The organism is Umezawaea tangerina (genome assembly GCF_003002815.1).
GTDB classification, from domain to species: Bacteria; Actinomycetota; Actinomycetes; order Mycobacteriales; family Pseudonocardiaceae; genus Umezawaea; species Umezawaea tangerina.
On record NZ_PVTF01000005.1, the window covers coordinates 228,918 to 254,196 of the forward strand.

The window sequence follows — 25,279 nt, forward strand, 5'->3', positions numbered from 1 at the left end:
ATCGGGGATCGCGCTTTTGCCGACAACGCCTTCCTGCGCGGGCCGGCTCGTCGAGCTCGTCGGTGACGAGCTCGACGAGCCGGGGTTCAGCTCTGGAACGCGGCGGTCAGGACCGCCAACAACGCGCCGGGGCCAGCCAGGAAGACGAGGCCCAGGACACCGAGGAGCGGTTTGTCCTTGACGAGCATCGCCGCCAGGAGGCCGACGCCTGCCACGACAACGCCGATGAACAGCACGAGCACAACAGCGAACATGTTCCTGCCCTAGGGGGAGTTCCAGCGGTGCGGACGCACGCCGCCGACCGCGTTCACCCCACGCGGCCAGGACGGGACGGCACACGTGGGCACGCGGAAGCCGCCGACCCACGACCGCGGGAAGGCGAGCGCGATCGACGCGCGGCGGGAAGGATTCGGTTCAGGTGGTCGACAACGGGACCGGGGGTGCTCGCCCCGTCCGCGGTGTCGACATCGCGGACGCCGTCGCGGTGCGGTCGACGGCATCGGTGGGCGAAGGCCCGTTCCGAGCGGCCTCACCGATCCGCCGCGGGCACACGGCCCACCAGGTGTCCGGCAGCGACGTCGCCTGGACGGACCGGGCCACCGCGAACAGCCGGACGCGGTCCTGCATGCCGTCGTGCATCGTCGGGACGGACGACGCCGACCCGACGCCCGGCACCCGGTGGTCGGCCGCGTTCCCGCCGTCGACGAGCGGTGCCGAGGGTGCGCTCACTCCGAGCAGGGCCAGCAGCAGGGCGAGCAGGAGCCCGGATCGGCGCGCTCTCGCCACTGCCTGCACCCGCTCGGCTCCCTCCCCGCGCTGCGGACTCAGTCGAGGTAGCCACACCCTACTTGCCGTCCGGCGGTGCCGGATCCGCCGTCAGCCGCCGGGCGTGAACCCCCTCAGCCTGAGGCTGTTGGTCACCACCAGCACCGACGACAGCGACATGGCCGCTCCCGCGATGAGCGGGTTGAGCAGTCCGAAGGCGGCCAGCGGGATCGCGGCGACGTTGTAGCCGAACGCCCACACGAGGTTGCCCCGGATCACGCCGAGGGTGCGGTTGGCCAGCACGATGGCGTCCGGCACGGCGGTGAGGTCGTCGCGCACGACCACGACGTCGGCGGCCTGGACGGCGATGTCGCTGCCCCGCGCCATCGCCATGCCCAGGTCCGCGCAGGCGAGCGCGGGCCCGTCGTTGACGCCGTCGCCCACCACGGCGACCCGGTGCCCCTTCTCGCGCAGCACCTCCACCGCCGCGGCCTTCTCGGCGGGGCGGACGTCGGCCATCACCTCGGTGATGCCGATCTCGTCGGCGACCGCGCGGGCGACCACCGCGTTGTCGCCGGTGAGCAGCACGGTGCGCAGGCCGAGGCGGTGCAGGCGGGCCACGGCGGCGGCCGCACCGGGTTTCACGGTGTCGCGCAACGCGATCCCGCCGACCACCTCGCCGTCGCGCGCCACGAGCACGCGGGTGGAGGCCATCTCGGCCAGGAGCCACCGGTGCACCGACGCGGAGGCGGTGACACCTTCGACGGCCATCGACGCGAGGCTGCCGACCACCACCGGGTGCCCGTCGACGTCACCCCGCGCTCCCGCGCCGACGAGCGCCCGGAACGCGGTGACCGCGGGCAGGTCCGCTCCGGCCGCCCGGACCACGGCCTCGGCGATCGGGTGCTCCGAGGCCGCCTCGACCGCGCCCGCCCACCGCAGGACGTCCACTGCGGACACACCGGTGAACGGGGTGGTGTCCACGACGGACATCCGGCCGGTGGTCACGGTGCCGGTCTTGTCCAGCACCACGGTGTCCACCGCGCGGGTGGCCTCCAGCGCGTCCGGCCCCTTGATCAGGACGCCGAACTGCGCGGCGCGGGCCACACCGACCACCAGCGCGGTCGGCGTGGCCAGGCCCAGCGCGCACGGGCAGGCGATGATCAGCACCGACACGGCCGCGGTGAAGGCCTCGCGCACGCCGTACCCGGCTGCCAGCCACCCTCCCAGTGCCACCAGCGCCACCGCGAGGACCGCGGGCACGAACACCGCGCACACCCGGTCCACCAGGTGCTGCACGGACGACTTGCGCTGGGTGGCCTCCTCCACGAGCACGCTCATCTGCGCGAGCTGCGTGTTGGCGCCCACCCCGGTGGCGCGCACGACCAGTCGCCCGGCCTGGTTGACCGTGCCGCCGACGACCCGCGAGCCCGGTTCCACCTCGACGGGAACCGACTCGCCGGTCACCGCCGAGACGTCCACGGCCGAGTCCCCTTCGACGACCTGGCCGTCGGCGGCCAGCGCCTCACCGGGCCGGACGACGAAGAGCTCCCCGACGCGCAGCTCGGCGACGGGGACGACGCGTTCGACACCGTCGCGCAGGACCCGGACGTCCTTGGCCGCCAACCCGGCGAGCGCGGCCAGCAGGTCGACCGCGCTGCGCCGGGAACGGCTCTCGAAGTACCTGCCCGCCAACAGGAACGTGGTCACGCCCGCCGCGACGTCGAGGTAGACGGCGTCCGCGCCGGAGGTCGTGGTGCCGAACCCGAGCCAGTAGCCGGGCCGGTCGGCGCCGAAGAGCACCGACCACACCGTCCAGCCGAACGAGGCCAGCACCCCCAGCGACACCAGGGTGTCCATGCTGGACGACCCGTGGCGCAGGGTGCGCACCGCCGCCCGGTGGAACGGCCACGCCGAGTAGCCGACCACCGGCAGCGCCAGCAGCACGCACAGCGCCTCCCAGCCGGGGAACCGGAGGGCGGGCACCAGGGCGAGGGTGATGGACAGGTTGCCCAGCGGGATCGCCAGCACCGCCGCGACCACGAGCCGCCTGCGCAGGTCGTCCACCTTGGCGGTGTGCGCGGCGCGGCTGTCGTCGTCGCGCAGGCGGACGCGCGCGTCGTACCCCGCGCGGCGCACCGCCTCGACCGCGTCCTCGGCGGCGAGCCCCGGTGGGAGGTGCACGACCGCCCGTTCGGTGGCGTAGTTGACCGAGGCGTGCACCCCGTCGAGCTTGTTCAGCTTGCGCTCGACGCGGGCGGCGCAGGCCGCGCAGGTCATGCCGGACACGGCCAGTTCGACCGACGCGGGCGCGCCGGTCAGCAGTGCGGTCATCGCTGTCACTCCGGTGGTGGGTGGTTCTAGTGCCCGCGCTCGACGAGGTCGGCGAGCATGGCGTTGTAGGCGTCGAGCCGGTCGTCCTCGCCGCTGTCGAGGCGCCGGTCGGTCCGGGTGGCTTCGCGCCGGTCGGCCGCCGCCCACTGCCGCAGCAGGGCGACGACGACCACGAGCATCGGGAGCTCCCCGGTGGCCCAGGCGATCCCGCCGCCCAGGCGCTGGTCGGTGAGCAGGTCCGGCACCCAGGACAGGTCCAGGTACCGGTAGTAGGTCTCGGCGACCACGGTCCGCGTGCTCATCAGGATCACGCCGAAGAACGCGTGGAACGGCATGACCGCGAACAGCAGCCCCAGGCGGGCCAGGTGCGGCAGGGGGTGCGGTGGCCGGTCGACGCCGATCACCAGCCAGTAGAAGGCGTAGCCCGACAGCAGGAAGTGCAGGTTCATCAGCTGGTGCGCCCAGTGGTAGGGCATCGCCGCGCCGAACAGGCCGGAGAAGTAGAGCAGGTAGAACGAGGCTACGAACACGATCGCGGCGACGGCCGGATGCCCGACCAGCCGAGCGGCTCTGGAGCGGGTCAGGGCGAGCAGCCACGCACGGGGACCCGGCGGGAGGGTCCGCAGCGCCAGCGTGACGGGCCCGCCGAGGACCAGCAGCACCGGGGCGAGCATCGTCAGCGACATGTGGGCGACCATGTGCAGGCTGAAGGTGCCGGGCGAGTAGCGGCCCAGGCCGGAGGAGGTGGTCGCCAGCACCACCAGGCAGCCCGACAGCCACGCCACCGTGCGCCCGACCCGCCAGGCGTCACCGCGGCGGCGCAGCGCCCGCACACCGATGGCGTAGGCCACGGCCAGCAGGACCGCGCCCAGCCCGAGCAGCAGGTCGGGGCGCCAGTCCAGCAGCACCGCACCGATCGTCGGTGGCGCGGGGAGGTCGTAGCCCAGCAACGTCTCCTGGACCGTGGGCCGGTCGGCGAGGTAGGACGGCGGCACCAGGTGGGTCAGCCCGACCGACGCCGCCATGGCGAGTCCGAGCACGACCAGTTCGACCGCGAACGGCCACCGCGCGCCCCACCAGCGGCGCAGCACGAGCAAGGCGCCGCAGACGGCCACCTTCACGGCGAGCAGCACCGCGTAGCCGTCGACCGCTCCGCGCGCCAGCACCAGACCGGTCACGGTGCCGCTGAGCACCAGCACACCCAGGCACACCAGGGTGAGCCCGCGGTAGCGGCGCAGCACCAGCTCGCGGTCGCGCGACCCCGGTCGGCGCAGGAACGCGCGCAGTGCGACCAGCGCGCCCACCCACACCCCGGCTGCCGGGACGTGCCACACCATCGCGTTGGTCGCCACGTCGTGCCACGCGCCGACGGACACGTGACCGGCGATGACCGGTGGCAGCAGACCGACGGTGGCGATCACCAGCCACAGGGCGGCCGTGGCCCAGGTCAGCGTCACCCTCGCGCCCACGGCGACGACCAGCGCGGCACCGACCACGAGCAGCCACGCCTTGGGCTCCTCCGTGGCGTCGACCAGCGCGGCCAGGTTGTCCCACACCACGGCCGGGGGCAGTCCGGACGCGTCGCCCGCGGACAACGGCACCGCCGCGAGGGCGGCGGCCGCCCACACCGCCGCGGCCGTGGACGCGGTGCGCACCGCGGCGAACGCGTCCGCGGACAACCCCTCCCCCCGCCCCGCGGGCACTACGAACACCGCGAACGCCAAGGCGCCCACGGCGACCACTCCCGCGGCGTCGGCCGTGGACCTGACCAGTCCGAACAGGAGCGAGGCGAGCCTGCCGGGGTCGCTGTCCCCCAGCACCGCGTGCACGTCGCCCGCCCACAGGACGACCACCACGACACCGAGCGCCCCTGCGCCGCAGCCGATCAGCGCGGCTCGATCCACCTTCACGTGAGTGCTTGTCGCATCCCCCATCGGGGTAGTTCCCGGAACCGTCCCGGGTGTAATCCGACCCACACGTCGACCAGTCGCGGTCCTATTCCACCTGGGTCACCGCGAATACCCGATTCATGCAGGTTCGGCGGCCCGGATCAAGGACGAATCCGTCACAGGAAACCCCGCACTGTGAAAAGCGCAAACGGGTAATGCGTGAGCGGTGGTCGACGGAGGAATACCCATCGGCAAGTAGCCTTGGCAAGTCACCCGTCCTCGTTCCGAGGGGTTTTCACGGGCGGACTCCGGCATCTCAGGATTCACGACGGGTGGGCCGCGATGACCATTCCCCCGGACGGCCGCACACGCGTGCTCGTCACCGTCAACCCGTTCGAATCGCACGTCCGCGGACTGGTCACGCTCGTCACCACGTTGAGCGGGCTCGGCCACGACGTGCGGATCGCGGTTCCCGACGGCTGGTCCGGACGGCTGCGCGACTACGGGGTGACGACTGTCGAGATCGCGCCGATGTGGCTCGACCCCAAGTTCGCCACCGTGGTCTTCGGTGCCCTGCTCGACGGGGGCGCGGCGGGCTTCGACCGGACCCTGATCACGGAGTTCACCTCCCCCCGCTTCGTCACTCCCGTCGTCGACGGAGTGCTCGCCTTGTCCGAGCACTGGCGACCGCACGTGATCGTGCACGAATGCACCGAATTCGGCGGATATCTGGCCGCCGAAGTGCTCGGGATACCGCACGTCGTCGTGGACATCGGCTCGTTGGAGGCGATTGCGCTGGGCCTGCACGACGAGGTCGTCCAACCTGCGCTGACCGGCCTGCGCTCACGGCTCGGACTCGCGCCGGAGCCCTCGACACCGGGAATCCTGCGCCACCTCACGGTCTCGGTGACGCCGGAGCAGTTCAACCACGCGGACTTCGGGCCGCCACTCGCCCGTTATCGGCACGAGCTTCCCGTGCGGCACGACGAGCGGTTGCCGGGCGTGTTCGCCCGACTGCCCGACGACAGACCGGTCGTCTACCTCTCGATGGGGTCGATCGGTCCCCTCTCCTCGCGTTTCACGCAGCGGTCGACCGAGATCTACGACGAGCTCTTCACCGCGCTGGCCGCGCTCGAGTGCTCCGTCATCGCCGCCCTGCCGTCGCGGTACGAGCCGCTGTTCCCGTCACTGCCGCCCCACGTCCACACCATGCCGTGGGTTCCCCAGTCGCTCGTGCTGGAGCACGTGGACCTGTTCATCACCCACGGCGGCCTGAACTCGATCCGCGACACGATCACCTGCGGGGTGCCGCAGGTCCTGATGCCCTTCTTCGCCGACCACCCCGGCAACGCGCGGCGCTGCGAGCGGCTCGGGACCGGCGTCCGGGTCGACCCGACCACGGTCACCGCGGCGGAGGTGCGCTCCGCCTGCGAGCGCGTGCTGGCGGACCCCTCCTACCGGCGCAGGACGGAAGATCTCCGACGGCACATGCGGGCGCTACCCCCGCAGACCGCGTTCGCCGGGGACCTGGACCTCCTCGTCCAGCAGTGCTCGGGCGTCCTGTGATCAAGAGGGAGGATCTGCTCCAGGCGATCCGGGAGTACCACGAGCAGCAGGCGGATCGGCCTTTCGTGCCCGGCACCACCGAGATCCCGGTGTCCGGCGCCTGCCTCGACGCCGACGACAAGACCGCGCTGGCCGCGGCCGCGGTGGACCTGCGCATCGCGGCAGGAGCCCTGGCGCACAGCTTCGAGACGTCGTTCGCCCGCAAGATCGGCACGCGCAAGGCGCGGCTGACGAACTCCGGCTCGTCGGCCAACCTGCTGGCCATGACCGCGTTGACGGCACCGGAACTGGGCGACGCCCGACTGCGTCCGGGCGACGAGGTCGTCTCCGCCGCGGCGGCGTTCCCGACCACGGTCAACCCGATCCTGCAGAACGGTCTGACTCCGGTGTTCGTGGACGTCGACGAGCACACCTACAACCCCACACCGGAGTCGGTGGAGGCGGCCATCGGACCGCGGACCCGCGCCGTGGTGCTGGCCCACACGCTCGGCAACCCGTTCCCCGCCGCGGAGGTCGCCGAGCTGTGCCGCGACCGCGGGCTGTTCCTGGTCGAGGACAACTGCGACGCGGTCGGGTCGCGGTACGGGTCGCGGCTCACCGGGACGTTCGGCGACCTGTCGACCGTCAGCTTCTACCCGGCCCACCACCTGACCACGGGCGAGGGCGGCTGCGTGCTCACCGACAACCTGGTCCTGGCCAGGGTGGTGAAGTCCTTGCGCGACTGGGGACGCGACTGCTGGTGCGCGCCGGGCGAGAGCGACAAGTGCGGGAGGCGGTTCGACTTCGCGTTGGGCGACCTGCCCCGCGGGTACGACCACAAGTACACCTACTCGCACATCGGCTACAACCTGAAGGCGACCGACCTGCAGGCCGCCCTCGGCCTGTCCCAGCTGGCGAAGCTCGACGCCTTCTGCGCGACCAGGCGGCACAACTGGTCCAGGCTCCGCGAAGGGCTCGACGGCGTCGACCACCTGCGCCTCCCCGAACCGACGCCCGGTAGCGACCCGAGCTGGTTCGGTTTCGCGATGACCGTCACGCCGGACGCCCCGTTCAGCCGGGTCGCCATCGTCGCCTTCCTCGAAAGCCGCCGGATCTCCACCCGCGTCCTGTTCGCCGGCAACGTCCTGCGCCACCCCGCGTACTCGGGAGTCCCCTGCCGGGTTCCCGGAAGCCTCGCGGTCAGCGACCACGTCGCCGACAACACCTTCTGGGTCGGCGTGTACCCCGGCATCACCGACGAGATGACCGACTACCTCGTCGCCTCGGTCCGCGAGTTCGTCGCGGGCCACGGGCGTCCCTCGTGAGCAGGGTCCTCGTCACCGGCGCGGGCGGCCTGCTCGGCACCCGGCTGACGGGTCCCACGAGTCCTTTCCGCGACGGCGTCCGGACCGTCGTGGGGTTCGGGTCGGGCGAGCTCGACATCACCGACGCCGCGGCGTTGGACGACGCCGTCGACCGGCACGACGTGGTGATCAACTGTGCGGCCTACACCGCGGTCGACGACGCCGAGACCCACGGCGACCGGGCCTTCGCGGTCAACGCGCTCGGCGCCGGGCTGCTGGCCAGGACCTGCGCAGGCAAACGAGCGCGCCTGGTGCACCTCTCCACCGGCTACGTCTTCGACGGCACCGCCCCCGACCCGTACGAGACCACCTCGCCGACCGCGCCGGTCAACGTGTACGGCAGGTCCAAACTGGCGGGCGAGCAGGCCGTGCGGGACGAGCTCCCCGGCGCCCTCGTCGTCCGCACCATGTGGCTGCACGCGGGTCCGACGGCCGGCTTCCCCGCCGTCCTCCTGCGCGAGTGCCGTCAGGGCAACACCGTCGCGGTCGTCGCCGACCAGATCGCCTCCCCCACCTCCGTCGGCGACCTCGTGTCCGCGTTGGCCGATCTCGTCGCGCACCCCGATCCCCCGGTCCTGACCCACGCGACCTCGACGGGCGCGGTCTCCAAGTACGAGTTCGCCCGCGCCGTCGCCGCGACCGCGGGTCTCGACGCCGACCTGGTGCGCCCCTGCCGGACAGCCGACGCGCGGACCGGAGCGGACCGGCCCCTGAACGCCGTGCTGTCGGACTCCTCGTGGACGGCCTGCGGGTTGACACCGCTGCCGCACTGGCGTGACGGGTTGCGCCGCGCCGGCGCGGCGGAGGCGTGACGGCGAGGCCGTCCACCGAAGGTGGGGCCGAGTCCGGTCCGATCGTCGACGACCCGGTCTTGGCGGTGGCGGTGGCGGTGGCGGTCAGGTCACCGCGGTCACCACCACGACCGTGGCGGCGGCGGTGGACGCGGCGATGGCGGCCGCCGTCCTGGCCACCGCAGTGCCCACCGCCGCGGCACCCCAGTTGCCGCGTTCCAGATCCTTCGCGCGCCGGTGGACCTCACCCGACCACGCCAGCGGCGGCCGCAACAGGGGCAGCGCGCCGCTCGCCGACAGCAGCGCGACCAGCGCGGCGGTGCGGGGATCGGCGTCCTCGCCGTCGACCAGCACGGCGCGGATCCGCTGCCGGACCTCCTCCTCGTGCCGCACGTCCTCCGCGGGCAGCCTGGTCGTGCGGAACAGGCCCAGCACGCGCTTCTCCTCCCGGCGGACGAAACCCTTGTCCACGAGGCGGTCGACCACCCGCTGCCACAGACCGGAGCCGATCCTGAGCAGGGTCGCGTCCACGGACCGGGGCTTGTCGGCGACCTTCTCGTACCCCAGGCGCAGCAACGGGTCCTCCGGTGCGGTGCCCACGGGCAGCACCTTCTTGTCCCGGACCTCGACGAGGCCCGCCAGCGCCAGCTCCACCAGCACCGCGCCGCCCGTTGTGTAGTGCAGGGTCCCCGCGGCGGCCGGGGTCCCGGACTCGTCGTCCATCAACAGCAGCGCGAGGTCTTCGGCTATCAGCATGGTCTCCCCTTAGAGCCAGTCGTGTTCTCTTGCGTACCGGGCGGCTTCGTGCCTGGTCCTGGTCTGCGTCTTCTGCATCGCGTTGGACAGGTAGTTGCGGACGGTGCCCTCCGCGAGGTGGAGCCGGACCGCGATGTCGGCGACCGAGTAGCCCTCCCTGGTCACCCGCAGCACGTCGACCTCGCGGTCGGTGAGCGGGCAGTCGTCGATCACCGCGAGCGCGGAGACGTCCGGGTCGATCCACCGCCTGCCGCCGTGCAGGGCGGCGATCACCGACGTGATGAGGGAGGGGTCCGCGGACTTGCTGACGAACCCCTGCACGCCGAGCTTGAGCGCCTTGCGCAGCACACCGGGCCGCGCGTGCCGGGTCAGCATGAGGACCACCTGCTCGGGACGCACCCGGCGGATCTCCGCGACCGCCCCCAACCCGTCCACGGTGGGCATCTCCAGGTCGATCACGAGGACGTCCGGCCGGTGTTCGAGCGTGGCGGCGACGGCCTGCTCGCCGTCCTCGGCCTCCGCGAGGACGGTGATGTCGCCCACCAGCGGGAGCAGCGCGGCCATCGCCTTGCGCAGGAGGGCTTCGTCGTCGGCCAGCACCACGGTGGTCATCGCGCCACCGCCGACCGGAAGGCCGCGGCCGTGACGAACTCGCCGTCGTGTCGCGTCACCGTCAGCTCTCCCCCCTCACCCGCGAGCCTCTCCCTGAGCGTGGACAGGCCGCGCAGTTCCGGCGGTCCGCCGTCGTGCGCGCCGTCGTTGACGATCGTGATCCCGAACTCCGACAGCGTGATCCGCACCTGTGCCGCCTGGGCGTGGCGGAGGATGTTGGTCGTCGTCTCGCGCAGGACCTGGCCGAGCAGTTCACCCGCGCGTCCGTCCACTTGCGCCTCCCGGACGATCCGAACGCGGATGCCCGCGGCCTCGAACAGGTTCTTGGCGTTCTCCAGCTCTCCCGCGAGGTTGAGCCGCCGCTGGGCGTACGCGAGCTCCTTGGTCTGCTTGATCGTGTCGCCGACCAGGGCGTGCACCTCGCGCAGCTCCTGCTCCGCACGCCCGGCGTCCACCCGCACCAGCCTCTCCGCCAGCGCCGTCTTGAGCTTCACCACGTGCAACGTGTGCCCCTGGATGTCGTGCAGCTCGCTGGCGAACCGGATCCGCTCCCGCGCCACGGCCAGCTCCGCCTCCTGCTCGCGCGCCTCCTCCAGCTCCGCCATGAGGCGGTAGAAGGCCTGGTTGGCGAACATGAAACCGAGCGTGCACACGGCGACGGCGGTCGGGACGAGCGCGTACTGGAAGAGGACCCCGCCGGTGCTCCCCCGCGAGACCAGCAACCGCGTCGCGCCCACCGCGGCGACGAACGCCGTGAGCGCCACCGCGGCCGGAATCCGGTACCGCGGCAGCTGCGGCACGACGAGCGGGCCGACGATCGTGAGGCTGTAGAACGCGGTGGCGCTGCCACCGACCAGCACGCCGAAGACCCACACCGCCGCGCTGGAACCCAGGCACGGCAACGCGATGGCGAGGAGGTCGTCCTGCGCCCACCGCACGACCGCGACCATGGCGACGAGCACCCCGGCGACCAGCACGGCCGCCTCCCACCAGGTGCTGGAGTCGAACGCGATCAGCAGCGTCCCGACCGGGACGATCACCGCGAGCTGCGTGGTGATGTTCAGCCTGCGCATCCTGCCGCGGGCGGTGCGCTCGGACACCGCGCCCGGCGATTCGGTGTCCACTTCGGCCTCCGTGGTCGACGGTGTTGCCCGCCCAGTATCGAGCCGGGTGGACGACCGCACCAGTGACACCACGTCATACCGGTGTGGCGGAACCGCCTGCCCTGTGATGGGCGGTGGTGCACCCACGAGCGATCAGCCTGGCTCGGCCGCGCAGGCCAGGTCCTCGGTGACGCGCTTGCCCGTGACGAGGAACTCGGAGGCCTTGTCGTTGGCGCACTTGTTCTCCTTGAACGGGTAGGCGAGGTGGCCGCCCTGGTCGACGGTGATCATCCGGGCCCGGTCGCCCAGCGCACCGCGCATCTTCCTCGCCACGGCCAGCGGCGTGATGGGGTCGCGGAGGTTCTGCACGATGAGGACGTTCGAGGGCCCTTGGCCGGTGATGCGGGTCTGGGGCTCCACCGGGTCCGGCCAGAAGGCGCAGGGACCGATGTTCGACGCGGCCGAGCCGAACATCGGGTGCGCCACCCGGTCCTCGGCGTGTTCGTCCACATAGGTCTGCACGGACGTCGGCCACCGCGAGTCGTTGCAGAGCACGTGGAGCTGGCTCGCGAGGTAGTTGTCGGCGGGCTTGGCGGGCCAGCGCACCGCGTCCTCCTGGTCGGCACTGGCCGGACCGGCCGTGGTGCCACCGCTCGGCTTGCTCTCCGTGCTCGGCGCGGCATCGGGCCTCCACGTGCCGTTGTCCACGTCGCGCCAGGTCTCGGCGAGCTTCCCGAGGGCGTTGTCGTAGTACATGCCGCCGAACGTGGTCTGGCGGAACAGCCCACCGGCGTCGGTGCCGATACCGGGCAGCGCGTCGAGCCTCGCCGTGAGCTCGTAGTACTTCGCGGTCACCTGCTCCGGGGTCGTGCCGAGGCCGTAGTCGGGGTGGTTGGCGGCGACGTACTCGGCGAAGTCGGGGAAGCGGTCCTCGAAGCCCTGGGCGAACATCCGCGAGCCTTCGCGGTCCCACCCGCCAGGGCCCAGCGAGCTGTCGATGAGCACGCGGTCGGTGCTCGCCGGGAACAGCGTCGTGTAGACCGCGCCCAGGTAGGTGCCGTAGGAGATGCCGAAGTAGGAGGCCTTCTCCTCCCCCAGTGCGGCCCGCACCCGGTCGAGGTCCCTGGCCGTGTTCGCGGTGCTGATGTGCGGGAGGAGGTCCTGGGACGCGGAGTGGGCGCAGTTGTCGGCGACCTGCTTGACCAGCACGGCCTTCGTGCGCACGTCGTCGGCGGTGGCGGCGTGCAGCGGGATGTTGGTGTAGTAGGCGGGTGTCTTGGCCAGGTCGCAGGTGACGGGTGTGCTGCGGCCGACGCCGCGCGGGTCCATGCCGATGACGTCGTAGCTGTCCAGCACGTCCTGCGGCAGTCCGACGGCCTTCAGGTCGAGCGGGTGCCTGAGCCCTTCACCGCCGGGTCCGCCGGAGTTCGTGAGCAGGATCCCCCGCCGCTTCTCCGGGTGCGTGCTGGCCAGTCGCGAGATCGCGATCTGGATCTTCCTGCCGTCGGGCGCGTGGTAGTCCAACGGCACGTCGAGCAGGGCGCACTCAAGGCCGGGCCCGCCCGCGTCCTGCGGGCAAAGGCCCCACCGCACTTCCGCACGGGTCGGCGCACTCGAGCTCGGTGTGGCCGTGCAGGCCACTGTGGACGCAGCGACAACCACCGCCGCGAGGGCGAGGCGGGATTTCCTCCGCAGGTGAACGTTCGACATGCTGGTGATCCCACTCCCCGCGGCGATCGTCCGGCAGGGTCGCCACGTCACCACCGGACATGACGTGACGTCACTGGCGCCGGTCGTGCGCCGCGCCGAACACCGTTCACACCGGCGGCGGACGGGGCGCAACCCGGTAAGGTCGACCGCGTGGACCCGCACGACACCGCCGCCCGGCTCGGGGTACCCGTCGAGGAGGTCGACCGCGTGCACCGGCTCGCCGGTGACCGGCCGTCGGCTCCCCTGCCCGCCAAGTCCGACGCGCCCGCGATCCTCGACCGCCTCGCGGTGCGCCCGGACGACGCCGCCGAGATCATGGCCGGGTGGCCGGACCACGACTCTCCACTGTGGACTCCCGAGCTGCGCTGGCTGCTCGACCGCTCGACCGCCCTGGTCCGCGCCGACCTCGGCGGCCACGCGTGGCTCCCGCCCGGCCCGGAGCTGCCCCGCGACCGGGGTCCCGCCTGGCGGCACCTCTACGTGTACGCCTACCTGGCCCTGGTCGACGTCGTCGTGGGGTACCACCGCGACCACGGCATCCCCGACGCCGTGTCGTGGACGACCCTCGCCGACCTGGGTCGCAACCTCGCGGTCGACCGGCGGATGCACCGCGAGGGCTGGCCGGTCATGCAGAGCTGGCTGACGCTGCACGCGCGCGGCGGCGTCTACGAACTGGGCCGGTTGCAGCACCAACGCGGCGGCACGGCCATCGGCCTGCACGTGCCCGAGTCCGGGCCGCTGACCCCGGAGTCCGTCACGGCGTCGCTCGACGAGGCCCGCGCGTTCTTCCCGCGCCACTTCCCCGACGAGCACTACACGGCGTTCTCCTGCGGCTCGTGGCTGCTCGACCCGCAACTGCTGGAGTACCTGCCCGCGGACTCCAACATCGTCCGGTTCCAGCGGAGGTTCGAGCTGGAACCCTACGAGGAGCCGGAAGGCCTCGACGCCGACGTCGAGGCGCTGCGGTTCGTGTTCCGCACCCTGACCACACCCCTGGACCGGCTGCCGCAGCGCACCTCGCTCCAGCGCGCGGTCGTCGGCCACTTCAAGGCCGGTGGCCACCTGCACTGGCGCAGCGGCCGCTTCCCGCTCTGACGGGTCCCGCGGCCCGTACGACATTCGGGGAGAACCCCACCCGCCACCGGCGATCCGTCCGATAATTTCGGTAGGACACCCTGGGGGGGGAGTGGCTCATGCGGATCCGCGTGTTGGGACCGGTCACCGTGGGGACGGAGACCGGGGCGAGCGGGCTCGGCGGCCCGAAGCCGAAGGCGCTGCTGGTCGCCCTGCTGCGGCAGGCGCGGCACGTGGTCGCCACCGAACGGCTCGTGGACCTGCTGTGGGACGACTCGCCGCCGTCCTCGGCCACGGCGCTGGTGCACACCTACGTGTCGGTGCTGCGCCGGGGGATGGCCGCGGCCGGACTGGCCGAGGCGGTGCGCACCCGCGCCCCCGGCTACCTGCTCGACGTCGAGCACGGGGAGTGCGACGTCGACCTGTTCGAACACGAGCACGAGCGGGCGCGCGAGGCGGAGCGCGACGGGGCGTTCGCCCTGGCCCACGAGCACTACCGGCGGGCGCTGTCGCTGTGGCGAGGACAGGCTCTCGGCGGGGTGGACGCCCGGTTCGCCGTCGCCTGGGCCGACGAGCTGCACGAACGCAGGCTGGCCGCGCGCGACGGGCTGGCCCGGTCCGACCTGGCGCTGGGCCGCGCCGAGGACGCCGCCCACGAACTGCGCGGACTGGTCACCGAACACCCGCTGCGCGAGGAGACCCGCGCCCTGCTGATGCGCGCCCTCGCCGAGTCCGGCAGGCAGGCCGACGCCCTGGAGGTCTACCGCGAGGGGCGCCGCCACCTGCTCGACGAGCTGGGCATCGAGCCCGGCAGGCCGTTGCGGGACCTGCACACCGCCATCCTCGACGGCTCGGTGCCCGCCACCCGCGCCACCCCCGCGTCCCCCGTCCGCGTCTCCGCCCGTCCCGTGGCGCACACCCTCCCGCCCGACATCGGCGACTTCACCGGGCGCACCGGCGAACTGGCCTCGGTGCTGGCGCTGGGCGGCACCCCGCCCGACGACCGCGTCACCAGGCCTGTCGTGGTGGTGTCCGGTGCGGGCGGGACCGGCAAGTCGACGCTGGCCGTGCACGCCGCGCACCGCCTCGCCCCGCGCTACCCCGACGGCCAGCTGTTCGTGGACCTGCGCGGGTTCGGCGCGGAACTGAGCCCGTTCACCGCCCTGGGCCGATTCCTGACCGCGCTGGGCGTGCGCGCCGCCGACCTGCCCACCACCCTGGACGAGCGGATCGCGCTGTACCGGCAGCGCTTGGCCGGTCTGCGGCTGATCATCGTGCTGGACAACGCCCGCGCCGAGCAGCAGGTCCGCCCGCTGCTCCCCGGCGAACCGGGCTGCCTGGTGCTGGTGACCAGCCGGTCCAGGCTGGCCGGCATCGGCGGCGCGTTCCCCGTCGAGCTGGAGGTCCTGCGGACCCCGTCCGCGCTGGAGATGCTGGGCAAGATCATCGGACCGGAGCGGGTCGCGGGCGACCCGGACGCCGCCGGGCGCATCGCCGCCCTGTGCGCGGGCGTGCCGCTGGCCATCCGCGCGGCCGGCGCGAAACTGCTGGCCCGACCGCACTGGCCGCTCAAGTCGCTGGCCGCCCGCCTGGCCGACGAACGGCGCAGGCTCGACGAGCTGACCGTCGGCGACCTGGCCATCCGGTCCTGCCTGTCGCTGAACTACGCCGAGCTGGACGACCGCAGGCGGCGCGCGTTCCACCTGCTGTGCCTGCTCGACCTGCCCGACTTCGGCTGGTGGTTGGCCGCACCGCTGCTGGACGTCGACACCGCCGAGGCAGAGGACGTCGTCGAGCACCTGGTCGACCTGCGGCTGCTCGACGTCGCCGGGGTCGACCAGATCGGCCGGGTCCGCTACCGCTTCCACGACCTCGTCCAGCTCTTCGGCGCCGAGCAGGCCGCCGAGCACGAGACCCGCGAGACCGTGACCGACGCCGTGGCGCGCTCGCTGACCGCGTGGGCGGACCTGGTCGAGGCGGGGGCACGTCGGCTGCCGCGGGTGACCCTTGGCCTGCGGATCGCGCCGAGCCGACAGGCCGAGGCCCACCCCGAGCTGATCGCCGAGGTCGAAGCGGACCCCGTGGGCTGGCTCAGGGCGGAGACCAGCACCGTGGTGCGCGCCGTGGAACGGGCTCGTGAGCTCGGTGTCGGCCGGACCGCCACCCTGCTGGTGTCCTCCCTGCTCTCGTCGACCTTCGCCGTGCGCAACGAGTTCGACGGGTGGCAACGCACCCAGGAGGTCGCGCTCGCCCTGGCCCGCGAAGGCCACGACCGGCGCGCCGAGGCGGTCGTGCTGGCCGGTTTGGGCCAGCTGCACTACGAGAAGGACGACTTCGCCACCGCCCGGACCCACTTCGAGCAGGCCCTGCGGCACGCCGACGCCGTCGACGACGACGCCGTGCGCGCGGTGTGCCTGGTCGGCATCGGCACCGTGCGCCGGGAACAGGGCCACGTCGTCCCCGCGACGTACGCCCTCACCACCGCGGCCGACCTGGCCGAACGCCTCGGCGAGGACAGCGTGGTCGCCGCCGCCGAGTACGGCCTCGGCGCCCTGCACCGCGACCACGGCGACCTCGGTGAGGCCGCCGACCGGTTCCGCCGGGCCGCGCACCGCTACGCCGCCGTGGAGGACCCGCGCGGTGAGGCCCTGGCCATGCGCGGCCTGAGCCTGTGCCACCGGGCTCGCGGCGAGTACCGGGAGGCCGCCGACCTCAGCGGCCGGGCCGCCGCGAACCTCCTCGCGGCGGGCGACGAACTGGGCGCCACCTACTCCCGGCAGGCGTGGGTGAAGGCGAGCCTGCGCCTGGTCCCCGCCGTCGACCTGGTCGGCCCGCTGGTCGAGTGCCTGGCGGTGTGCGAACGCGGCCACGACCGGTTCGGCGTCGCCCTGGTCACCCGCACCCTCGGCGAGCTCCACCTGGCCCGCAACGACCTCCCCGCCGCCCGCGAGCACCTGACCGCGGCACTGGCCCTGTGGACCGAGCTCGGCCTGGACGTCTGGCGCGCCCGCACCCTGCGCGACTTGGCCGCCGCCGACCCGTCCCGGCAGGACGAGCACTGGACCGCCGCCCTCGACCTGCTGCACGGCACCGGCGCGCGCGAGGAGCGCGAGCTCGCCGCCACCACCCCGCGGCAGTGGCGCGACACCGTCCGCCGACAGGCGACCTAGGGCGTGTGTCGAAGTCCGTGTTCGCGGTAGCCGGGCCTGAGGCGGCCCCTGGCGGTGCGGCCGACTGGCCCGCATACAACAGCGGTATGCGGGCCAGTCGGCCGCACCGCCAGGAACCACCTCAGGCGCGACTCCCATCGAACGAGACTTCGACACACGCCCTAGAGGCGATCTACAGGTGCGCGAGGCCTGCCTGTACGCCACTTGGAGCCGACCTGCAGGCGTGGTCGCCAGGCTTCTGGTTGTCAGCGAAGACGACGACCGGGAACCGAGGTGCGACCACGACGCCCACCGCGGGAACGCCGTCCCCGGCCTGGGGGCCCGCCCGACCGGACGTCGTGCTCGTCGCACCGCCGCACGAGTGGACACCGCTCGCGCCCGACCCGGTGAACCAGAAACCGCCGAACTCCCGGAAGGACCGGACCATGCTCCACAAGACCGGCTCCACCCTGCGCGCGATCCTCCTCGCCGCGGCCGTCGCGGGCAGCGCACTGCTCACCGCGGGACCGTCCGCCGCCGCGCAGGACGACTTCTCCACCATGCTCGCCTGCGAGCAGTACGCGAACCACCGCACCACCACGCGCGACGAGATGCTGACCCGCTCGCAGAGCTGGATCAGCGCACGCGTCCCGTACAGCCAGGGCACCTGCTACCGCAACGCCTACGGCCAGTACCGCACCGACTGCTCCGGTTACGTCTCGATGATCTGGGGCGCCCGGCACAGCTACACCACCAGCGACATCGACTACATCTCCCACGAGATCCCGCGCGCCGACCTGCGCCCCGGCGACGCGCTCAACGACCCCGGCTCCCACGTCGCGCTGTTCCTGCGCTGGGCCGACGCGGCCAAGACCCAGCCGGTCGTCCGCGAACAGGCCGGTCCCAACGGCTCTCCGACGACGGAACGCACCTGGTCCGCGGCCACCGCGAGCGCGTACACCCCGATCCGGTACGACCACGTGGCCGACGCGGCGACTCCGCCACCCGCCGACACTGCGGACCCGATGTACCACCAGATCCGCAACGCCAACGGCACGTGGACCGGGTTCCGCCCCCTCGCCGGGTACGAGACCGACCTCCCCGGCGACGCCAAGGACGTGGGCATCGCGACCATGGCCGACGGCACCGCGCAGGCCGTGATCATCGGCGCGGATGACGTGGTGTACCACCAGATCCGCGCCGCCGACGGCACCTGGAGCGGCTTCCGGCCGTTGGCGGGCAACGGCACCACCGCACCCGCCAAGGCCAAGCGGGTCGCCGTCACCGGCATGGCCGACGGCCGGGCGCAGCTGGTCATCATCGGGTGGGACGACCGGATCTACCACCAGGTCCGCGACGTCGACGGCACCTGGAGCGGCTTCCAGCCCGTCAACGGCATGAACACCACGACACCCGCCGCGGGCAAGGACGTCGCCATCGACGCCCTGCCGGACGGCAGCGCGCACCTCGTGATCACCGGTGCCGACGACGTGGTCTACCACCGGGTCCGCACCGACGCGGGCTGGACCGAGTTCCGACCGGTGGCCGGGTACCAGACCACCGCCCCGGCCAAGGGGAAGCGGGTCGCCGTGACCGGCATGGCCGACGGCCGCGCCCAGCTGGTCATCATCGGCTGGGACGACCGGATCTACCACCAGGTCCGGAACGTCGACGGCACCTGGACCGGGTTCCAGCCCGTCAACGGGATGAACACCACCACGCCCGCCGCGGGCAAGGACGTCGCCATCGACGCCCACCCGGACGGCACCGCCCAGTTGCTGGTCATCGGTGCCGACGGCGGTGTCTACCACCGCGTCCGCACCGACACCGGGTGGACCGAGTTCACGCCCGTCGCCGGCATGGGCACCACCGCGGGCGCGAAGGGCAGCCAGGTCGCCATCTCCGCCCAGGACGACGGCACCGCCCAGATCATGATCGTCGGCGGCGCCTGAGCTCTCCGGGTGGTCCGCCGCGGACGACCGCGGCGGACCACCGCCACCCCCTCGACACCCAGGAGGAAAGACCGTGAAGATCCCCGGCAGAGCGGCGTTGCTCGGCATCGTCGCGGCCGCCGCGCTGAGCGCGATGGCCCCGTCCGCCCAAGCCGCCCCGTCCAACGACGAGCTGCTCACCACCACCGCCCCCGCCACCACGACCAGCAGCGCCCGGTCTCAGGCGGACTACTGGGCCGCCGCCGAACCGCGTGCCCGCGCCGTCAAGGCCGAGTACGACATCCCGGCCTCCGTCACCGCCGCCCAGGCCGCGCACGAGTCCGCGTACGGCGGCAGCAGGCTCGCCGCGGAGTTCGACAACCACTTCGGCATGAAGTGCGTCTCGGCCACGAACCCCGGCCCCATCGCCGTCGGCTGCCGCAGCCTGTCGACCGAGGAGTGCCAGCCCAGCTGCACGCCCACCACGGCCTACTTCCGCGTGTACGCCACCATGACCGACTCGTTCCGCGACTACGGCAGGGTCCTGACCACCAGCTCCAACTACACCCACGCGCTGCCCTACCGGCACGACCCCCGCGAGTTCATCCGCCAGGTCGCCCGGAGCTACGCGACCGACCCGGACTACGCGACCAAGATCATCGCGATGATGGACGCCAACGACCTCTATCGCTACGACGTCGGCGGCGCGACGCAGCACGCGCCGATGTACCACCAGATCCGCGCGGCCGACGGCACCTGGTGCGGTTTCCGGTCACTGGCCGGCTACCAGACCACGTTGCCGGGCAACGCCAAGGACGTCGCGGTCGCCGCTCTCGACGACGGCACGGCGCAGGTGCTGATCATCGGCGCGGACGACGTGGTCTACCACGAGATCCGCGCAGCCAACGGCACCTGGAGCGGCTTCCAACCCCTGGCGGGCAACGGCACCACCGCACCCGCCAAGGGCAAGCAGGTCTCCATCACGGGGACGGCCGACGGCACCGCCCACGTGGTCATCGTCGGCTGGGACGACCGCGTCTACCACCAGGTCCGCGCAGCCGACGGCACGTGGACCGGCTTCCAACCCCTGGCGGGCAACGGCACCACGCTCCCCGCGGTGGGCAAGGACGTGGCGATCGCCGCACTGCCGGGCGGCACCGCCCAGGTGCTCATCATCGGCGCGGACGACGTCGTCTACCACGAGATCCGCACCGCCAACGGCACCTGGAGCGGCTTCCAACCCTTGGCGGGCAACGGCACCACCGCACCGGCCAAGGGCAAGCGCGTCGCGATCGCGGGCATGACCGACGGCACCGCCCAGGTGGTCATCGTCGGCTGGGACGACCGGATCTACCACCAGATCCGCGACACCGCGGGCGGCTGGAGCGGGTTCCAACCGGTCAACGGCATGAACACCACCCTCCCCGCCGCGGGCAAGGACGTCGCCATCGGCACCCACCCCGACGGCACCGCCCAGCTGCTGGTCATCGGCAGCGACGACGGCATCTACCACCGCATCCGCACAACCACCTCCTGGACCCCCTTCACCACCGTCGCCGGCACCGACGGCACCCCCGCCAAGGGCTCACGGGTAGCCCTCTCCGGCACCCCCGACAACACCGCGCAGATCCTCATCACCGGCCGGTGACGCACCACAGCCGACAACTGGGGCGTGGCGGGGAGATTCGTCTCCCCGCCACGCCCCAGTACACCGCCCGCTCGGACGGCCCCGGACGGGTCCGGGCGACTACCCCAGTAGTCCACAAAGGACTCGATCGCCGCCGAGTCGTGCGCCGGGCCAAGGGAAAGCGGCCGCCGTGCGGTCGGCCGTGCTAATCTGGGATGAGCGTGTCGGTCGAGGGGACGATCGAAACGGGGGGATTGGTCATTCGACGTCGATGAGCCACGTGCGGTGACGTTCGCGCGGCGCGGTTCCCGCCGCACCACAGCCAGGCAGCCGCACATCTGCGGTTGCTCGCCAGGTGGGAAACAGACCCTGGTACGGGATCCGTTCTCGACATGTCCCCGCCGCCTTCGCGGGATCGTCGGACCGGATCGTCCCGTCCCCTTGGGCTGCCCGCGCCACGGTCCCGCGGCTCACGACTGACGTGATTGCCACAAGGGGGATGTGTGTCTTACCTGGAATATCCGAGAATTCATTTCAGCGGCAATTTTCAGGCCGATGTGCCGACCGTCGACAACATCGAGCTCTACCACGATCCGAACAACTTCGAGCCCAGGTTCCAGCGCCCCATGGTGCTGCCCGGACAGCTCAACGGCATGTGGAACCCGTTGGGCACCGGATCGTTCCGGCTGGTCGGGTGCACGGTGACCAGCCTCGTCCGCGCCGACGGTTCCACCGGCGCGGACGACCCGCTCATCGGCGGCCAAGTGACCGAGGACGACGCGAGGGTCAGCGCCAAGCTGGTCGACCTCGACGTGAACGACCAGCAGGTCTCCATGATCTTCGGACTGCGGGTGCGGCTGGTCGACGCGGCGGGAGCGGAGCTCTTCCGCGGGGACTTCGAGCCCGCCGCCTTCGACGACCTCTGGTCCCGGTTCGACCCCGGCCGCCCCGGTGACCTCAGCGCGGCCTACCAGTCGGTGCTGACCAACGTGGTGTGGGCGGAGGAGACCACCCATGCCCCGTTGGCCGAGCTGCGGGAGGCCTCCGCCGCCGGACTGCTCTCCGTGAAGTTCACGACGGACCGGGCCGAGATCGACCCGAGCAGTCCGCGGATCACCTACGGCCGGGTGATCGGCGCGATCGGCCCGGCGGGACCCGACGAACCGCGCCACTTCGTCGCCTCCCGGCGGCTCCGCAGGCAGGCGGGTGGGACGTTCAACCACGCGCCGTGCCGGGTCGACACCACTTCGGGAGTGGTGTCGGTCGACCTCGCCAACAGCCTCCCGGTGGCCACCTCGGGCGGACCCGTGGCTTCCGTCGGCCCGCTGCACCTGGCCGTCCTGCCACCGGACGGCGTTCCCCGTCGGGTGGCCGCGCTGGGCACCGTCGACGAGGAGTTCCTCGAGTCCCGCGCGGGGATCGCGGACGTCCGGCTCACCGCCGAGCAGGTGGCCGCCGTCGTGTCGACCAGGATCGCCGTGGTCGACTCCGCGGCGCGACCGGTCGTCCTGCTGGCGGAGAACGCCGACGCGACGATGCTCCGCGCCGACGACCCGGTGTTCCGGCTCCACCCCGGCGGAGCCGAGGCCACCGCGTCGACCACCTTGCACGCCACCAGGTTGGGCAGCCCGGCCGCCGGGGTGGAGATCACCCTGGGCGGGGCGGACGAGACGCCGGGACTGGACCACCCGCACCTGTTGACCACCGACGTGCGGGGCAGGGCGGAGGTGACGCTGGTCGGCGGCGATCCGGGACCTCCCGGCCCGTTCGGGGACGGCCGGACCTTCTCGGTGCCCTACGGGCCGGTCGGGAGTCCGGTCGAGGGCCGGCTGCACGTCCTGGTGACCGAGCTCTACCAGGCACCCGAGCACCCCACCTGGGTGGCCGACGTGCAGCCGATCTTCCAGCGGTACGCCAACCTGTACCCCGCCATGCGCAAGGTCCTTGACCTGTCGAACCACCACGACGTGGTGCGGTACCGGGATGCGATCAAGTACGCGCTGAGCCTGCCCGTCGCGCACCCCAACCACATGCCGGTGACCAGGGCGCTGTCCCCGGCGAAACGGGACATGGTCCTGAGGTGGCTGGACAGCGGTCCCGTGCCCGCGGTGCTGCGGATCGACACCCCCGAGGCGCTGCGGTCCGCGTTGCAGCAGGCGCTGCTCGTGGAGCAGGCGGTGATCCCGCCCTACCTGTGCGCCCTGTTCTCCTTGAAGCCCAACCGGAACGTCGAGGTCGCCGAGATCATCCGCGGTGTGGTGCGGCAGGAGATGCTGCACATGGCGCTGGTCGGCAACCTCCTCAACGCGGTGGGCGGTCGCCCGCGGATCGGGCGTCCCGGTTTCGTGCCGGTGTACCCCGGTCGGCTTCCTGGACCGGTGCTGCCGGACCTCGAGGTGCGGCTGCGCCGGTGCTCCGTCGAGCACATCAGGGACGTCTTCCTGGCCATCGAGCAACCCGAGCACCCGATCGTCGACGGCCGTCGCTTCACCGGCGCCGTACTGGACAGGTCCAGGATCGAGGTGGCCGACACCGGCGAGCTGCTGGCCGCCTCGGAGGCGGAGCTGGACGGGCTGGCGGCGTGGTTCGACAAGGCCGAGTACCCCACCATGACCATCGGCTGGTTCTACAACCAACTCGCCCGCGCCGTCATCGGACTGGACCGCGAGCTCGCCCAGCAGGGCGGGACGCTGTTCGCCGGGGACCCCGCGCGGCAGGTGAGCTGGCCGGGGGCGCCGGGAACGCTCTTCCGCGTGACGGATCGGCACACCGCCCTGCTGGCCATCCACGAGATCATCGAACAGGGCGAGGGCAGTCCCCACGAGCTCGACGCCGACACCCGGCCCGCGTCCGGGGAGCTCGGCCACTACTACCGGTTCAAGGAGATCGTCGAGGGCAGGCGGCTCGTTCGCGACCACGAGGGCAGGTGGGTGTACGAGGGGGCGCCGGTCCGCTTCGACCCGGACGACGTCCACCCGATGGTCGACGACCCCGACGCCAGCCTGCTGCAGGACGGGTCACGGGCCAAGGCGCAGGCGGACGTCGTGAACGCCACCTACACGAAGATGCTCACCGGCCTCGACCGGATCTTCGACGGCAACCCCCAGGAGCTGGCCGACGTCCAGGGGCTGATGTACTCGCTGGAGGTGGAGGCGGGCAAGCTGCTGGAGCTGCCCTCCGGCCTGGAACCGGGCACCGTGGCCGGACCCGCCTTCCAGAGTTCGGCGGTGCCGTGGTGACCGAGTTGCGGGACGGGACCAGGCAGCTGCTGGTCCGGCTGCGGGCGCTCTCGAACGAACTGGCCGTGCTCACGGGGCAGGCGCGCGACCTGGTCGTGTCCAGGACCGGCGCGGGCGTCCTGGCCCGCGAACGGGAGCGCCTGCACCGGGACATGCACGACGACCTCGGTCCCACCCTCGCGGGCATCCGGTTGCGGCTCGACACCGCGTCGGCCCGGTTGACCGACGACCCGGTCGCCCGGCAGCTGGTGCTCGACGCGGCGGCGGAGACCGCGCGCACCATGGACGAGATCCGGCGGACCATCGACGGCCTGCCACCACCCGACCTCGCACGCGAAGGCCTGTCGACGGCGCTGCGGATGCTGGCCGCCCGGACGTCGCACACCAGCACCGCGGTCGCGGTCACCGTGCCCGACCACCCGCCAGCGCTGTCCGAGGCCACCGAACTGGCGGCCTACCGCATCGCCGCGGAGGCGTTGATCAACGTGTTGCGGCACGCCGATGCCCGTCACGTGGACGTCGGGCTCTTCCTCCGCGACGACCACGTGGTGCTCGAAGTGGCCGATGACGGTGCCGGGCCACCACCGGCGGGCTGGTGGGGCGACGGCACCGGGCTGTTCTCGATGCGCCGCCGCGCCGAGGAGCTCGGCGGCAGCTGCGTCGTGGTGCTGCGGATGGACGGCACGGCGGGAACCCTGGTCCGCGCCGTGCTGCCGCGTGGTCCGGCATGACCGTCCAAGTCCTCCTCGTCGACGACCACCCGCTGTTCCGATCCGGGGTGCGGACGGCGTTGCAGGACGCCGCCGACCTCCGCATCGCGGGCGAGGCCGCGACCGGGGAGCAGGCCCTGGGGCTGCTGCGGGAGTCCGACCCGGCGGTGGACGTCGTGCTGCTGGACATCCGACTGCCCGACCACTCGGGGATCGACATCGCGAGGACGATCGTCGGAGAGCCGCCGAACGGTCGGCAGGCGCCTCGGGTGCTGGTGGTGTCGGCGACCCAGGACGACGCCCTGGTAGTCGCCGCGTTGCGCGCGGGGGCCCACGGCTACCTCGTCAAAGGGGTGTCCCGCGACGAGCTGCTGTGGGCGATCCGCACGGTGGCCGCCGGTGGCGCCGTGTTCGGTCCCGCCGTGGCGAGCAGGCTGCGGGACTACTTCTCCGCGGTGCACGAGGTGCCCAGCCGCGCGGCCTTCCCCGAGCTGTCCGACCGGGAGCTGGAGGTGCTGGACCTGATCGCCAGGGGCCGCAGCAACCGGCACATCGCCCGCCAGCTGGTGGTCGCCGAGAAGACCGTCCGCAACCACATCACGCGGGTGTTCCGGAAACTTCAGGTGGATCACCGGGACGCGGCGATCCTGAGGGCGAAGGACGCCGGACTGGGGGTGTAA

18 protein-coding genes are annotated in these 25,279 nt (G+C 72.5%); 10 read left to right on the plus strand and 8 right to left on the minus strand.

Features of this window, described 5'->3' with window-relative positions; all coding sequences use genetic code 11:
• Nucleotides 1-86: 86 nt before the first annotated feature.
• From CLV43_RS47835 to CLV43_RS18585, 4 genes are all read right to left on the minus strand, one after another.
• Nucleotides 87-254 (minus strand): hypothetical protein, encoded by a 168-nt coding sequence (locus tag CLV43_RS47835; RefSeq protein WP_170155896.1) that lies wholly within the window; start codon nt 252-254, stop codon nt 87-89.
• A 160-nt stretch (nt 255-414) separates the two neighbouring features.
• The gene (locus CLV43_RS18575) at nt 415-786 is read right to left on the minus strand and encodes a hypothetical protein (RefSeq protein ID WP_106188472.1); all 372 of its coding nucleotides are present in this window, start codon (nt 784-786) and stop codon (nt 415-417) included.
• 90 nt (nt 787-876) lie between these two features.
• Nucleotides 877-3,099 (minus strand): heavy metal translocating P-type ATPase, encoded by a 2,223-nt coding sequence (locus CLV43_RS18580; RefSeq protein ID WP_106188473.1) that lies wholly within the window; start codon nt 3,097-3,099, stop codon nt 877-879.
• 26 nt (nt 3,100-3,125) lie between these two features.
• The gene (locus tag CLV43_RS18585) at nt 3,126-5,009 is read right to left on the minus strand and encodes a bifunctional copper resistance protein CopD/cytochrome c oxidase assembly protein (protein WP_245886656.1); all 1,884 of its coding nucleotides are present in this window, start codon (nt 5,007-5,009) and stop codon (nt 3,126-3,128) included.
• 321 nt (nt 5,010-5,330) lie between these two features.
• Here CLV43_RS18585 and CLV43_RS18590 point away from each other — a divergent pair, with 321 nt between their 5' ends.
• The 3 genes from CLV43_RS18590 to rfbD are packed head-to-tail and all read left to right on the plus strand — an operon-like array spanning nt 5,331 to nt 8,709.
• The gene (locus CLV43_RS18590; RefSeq protein WP_106188475.1) at nt 5,331-6,554 is read left to right on the plus strand and encodes a glycosyltransferase; all 1,224 of its coding nucleotides are present in this window, start codon (nt 5,331-5,333) and stop codon (nt 6,552-6,554) included.
• On the plus strand, nt 6,551-7,858 hold the full coding sequence (gene rfbH, locus CLV43_RS18595) for a lipopolysaccharide biosynthesis protein RfbH (RefSeq protein ID WP_106188476.1): 1,308 nt from the start codon (nt 6,551-6,553) through the stop codon (nt 7,856-7,858). The genes CLV43_RS18590 and rfbH overlap by 4 nt, the downstream gene beginning before the upstream one ends.
• Nucleotides 7,855-8,709, plus strand: a complete 855-nt coding sequence (rfbD, locus tag CLV43_RS18600; RefSeq protein WP_106188477.1) for a dTDP-4-dehydrorhamnose reductase — start codon at nt 7,855-7,857, stop codon at nt 8,707-8,709. Before rfbH ends, rfbD begins: the two co-directional genes overlap by 4 nt.
• Nucleotides 8,710-8,793: 84 nt before the next feature.
• Here the strand turns inward: rfbD and CLV43_RS18605 are convergent, their stop codons facing one another.
• From CLV43_RS18605 to CLV43_RS18620, 4 genes are all read right to left on the minus strand, one after another.
• The gene (locus CLV43_RS18605) at nt 8,794-9,444 is read right to left on the minus strand and encodes a GOLPH3/VPS74 family protein (protein ID WP_106188478.1); all 651 of its coding nucleotides are present in this window, start codon (nt 9,442-9,444) and stop codon (nt 8,794-8,796) included.
• Between the two features lie 9 nt (nt 9,445-9,453).
• On the minus strand, nt 9,454-10,056 hold the full coding sequence (locus tag CLV43_RS18610; RefSeq protein ID WP_106188479.1) for a response regulator transcription factor: 603 nt from the start codon (nt 10,054-10,056) through the stop codon (nt 9,454-9,456).
• Nucleotides 10,053-11,129, minus strand: a complete 1,077-nt coding sequence (locus tag CLV43_RS18615; RefSeq protein WP_106188806.1) for a sensor histidine kinase — start codon at nt 11,127-11,129, stop codon at nt 10,053-10,055. The genes CLV43_RS18610 and CLV43_RS18615 overlap by 4 nt, the downstream gene beginning before the upstream one ends.
• A 183-nt stretch (nt 11,130-11,312) precedes the next feature.
• Nucleotides 11,313-12,752, minus strand: coding sequence for an alpha/beta hydrolase (locus tag CLV43_RS18620; RefSeq protein ID WP_342749793.1), 1,440 nt, complete (start codon nt 12,750-12,752; stop codon nt 11,313-11,315).
• A 267-nt stretch (nt 12,753-13,019) separates the two neighbouring features.
• On the opposite strand from CLV43_RS18620, the gene CLV43_RS18625 reads away from it, so the two are divergent.
• The 7 genes from CLV43_RS18625 (at nt 13,020) to CLV43_RS18655 (ending at nt 25,279) form a co-directional block, all read left to right on the plus strand.
• Nucleotides 13,020-13,964 (plus strand): acyltransferase domain-containing protein, encoded by a 945-nt coding sequence (locus CLV43_RS18625; protein WP_106188480.1) that lies wholly within the window; start codon nt 13,020-13,022, stop codon nt 13,962-13,964.
• 98 nt (nt 13,965-14,062) lie between these two features.
• Nucleotides 14,063-17,113, plus strand: a complete 3,051-nt coding sequence (locus CLV43_RS18630; RefSeq protein WP_106188481.1) for an AfsR/SARP family transcriptional regulator — start codon at nt 14,063-14,065, stop codon at nt 17,111-17,113.
• A 425-nt stretch (nt 17,114-17,538) separates the two neighbouring features.
• On the plus strand, nt 17,539-19,044 hold the full coding sequence (locus CLV43_RS18635) for a DUF8189 domain-containing protein (RefSeq protein ID WP_146174800.1): 1,506 nt from the start codon (nt 17,539-17,541) through the stop codon (nt 19,042-19,044).
• A 73-nt stretch (nt 19,045-19,117) separates the two neighbouring features.
• Nucleotides 19,118-20,671 (plus strand): glucosaminidase domain-containing protein, encoded by a 1,554-nt coding sequence (locus CLV43_RS50070; protein ID WP_281262166.1) that lies wholly within the window; start codon nt 19,118-19,120, stop codon nt 20,669-20,671.
• Between the two features lie 536 nt (nt 20,672-21,207).
• The gene (locus tag CLV43_RS18645; RefSeq protein ID WP_106188483.1) at nt 21,208-23,889 is read left to right on the plus strand and encodes a ferritin-like domain-containing protein; all 2,682 of its coding nucleotides are present in this window, start codon (nt 21,208-21,210) and stop codon (nt 23,887-23,889) included.
• Nucleotides 23,886-24,620, plus strand: a complete 735-nt coding sequence (locus CLV43_RS18650) for a sensor histidine kinase (protein WP_146174801.1) — start codon at nt 23,886-23,888, stop codon at nt 24,618-24,620. The genes CLV43_RS18645 and CLV43_RS18650 overlap by 4 nt, the downstream gene beginning before the upstream one ends.
• Nucleotides 24,617-25,279, plus strand: coding sequence for a response regulator (locus CLV43_RS18655; RefSeq protein WP_106188485.1), 663 nt, complete (start codon nt 24,617-24,619; stop codon nt 25,277-25,279). The genes CLV43_RS18650 and CLV43_RS18655 overlap by 4 nt, the downstream gene beginning before the upstream one ends.

Excerpts from the sequence above, each read along its gene's own strand:
- CLV43_RS47835 (WP_170155896.1), bottom strand. The coding sequence starts at position 254 with ATGTTCGCTGTTGTGCTCGTGCTGTTCATCGGCGTTGTCGTGGCAGGC.
- CLV43_RS18580 (WP_106188473.1), bottom strand. The coding sequence starts at position 3,099 with ATGACCGCACTGCTGACCGGCGCGCCCGCGTCGGTCGAACTGGCCGTG.
- CLV43_RS18590 (WP_106188475.1), top strand. The coding sequence starts at position 5,331 with ATGACCATTCCCCCGGACGGCCGCACACGCGTGCTCGTCACCGTCAAC.
- CLV43_RS18605 (WP_106188478.1), bottom strand. The coding sequence starts at position 9,444 with ATGCTGATAGCCGAAGACCTCGCGCTGCTGTTGATGGACGACGAGTCC.
- CLV43_RS18610 (WP_106188479.1), bottom strand. The coding sequence starts at position 10,056 with ATGACCACCGTGGTGCTGGCCGACGACGAAGCCCTCCTGCGCAAGGCG.
- CLV43_RS18615 (WP_106188806.1), bottom strand. The coding sequence starts at position 11,129 with ATGCGCAGGCTGAACATCACCACGCAGCTCGCGGTGATCGTCCCGGTC.
- CLV43_RS18630 (WP_106188481.1), top strand. The coding sequence starts at position 14,063 with ATGCGGATCCGCGTGTTGGGACCGGTCACCGTGGGGACGGAGACCGGG.
- CLV43_RS18635 (WP_146174800.1), top strand. The coding sequence starts at position 17,539 with ATGCTCCACAAGACCGGCTCCACCCTGCGCGCGATCCTCCTCGCCGCG.
- CLV43_RS18655 (WP_106188485.1), top strand. The coding sequence starts at position 24,617 with ATGACCGTCCAAGTCCTCCTCGTCGACGACCACCCGCTGTTCCGATCC.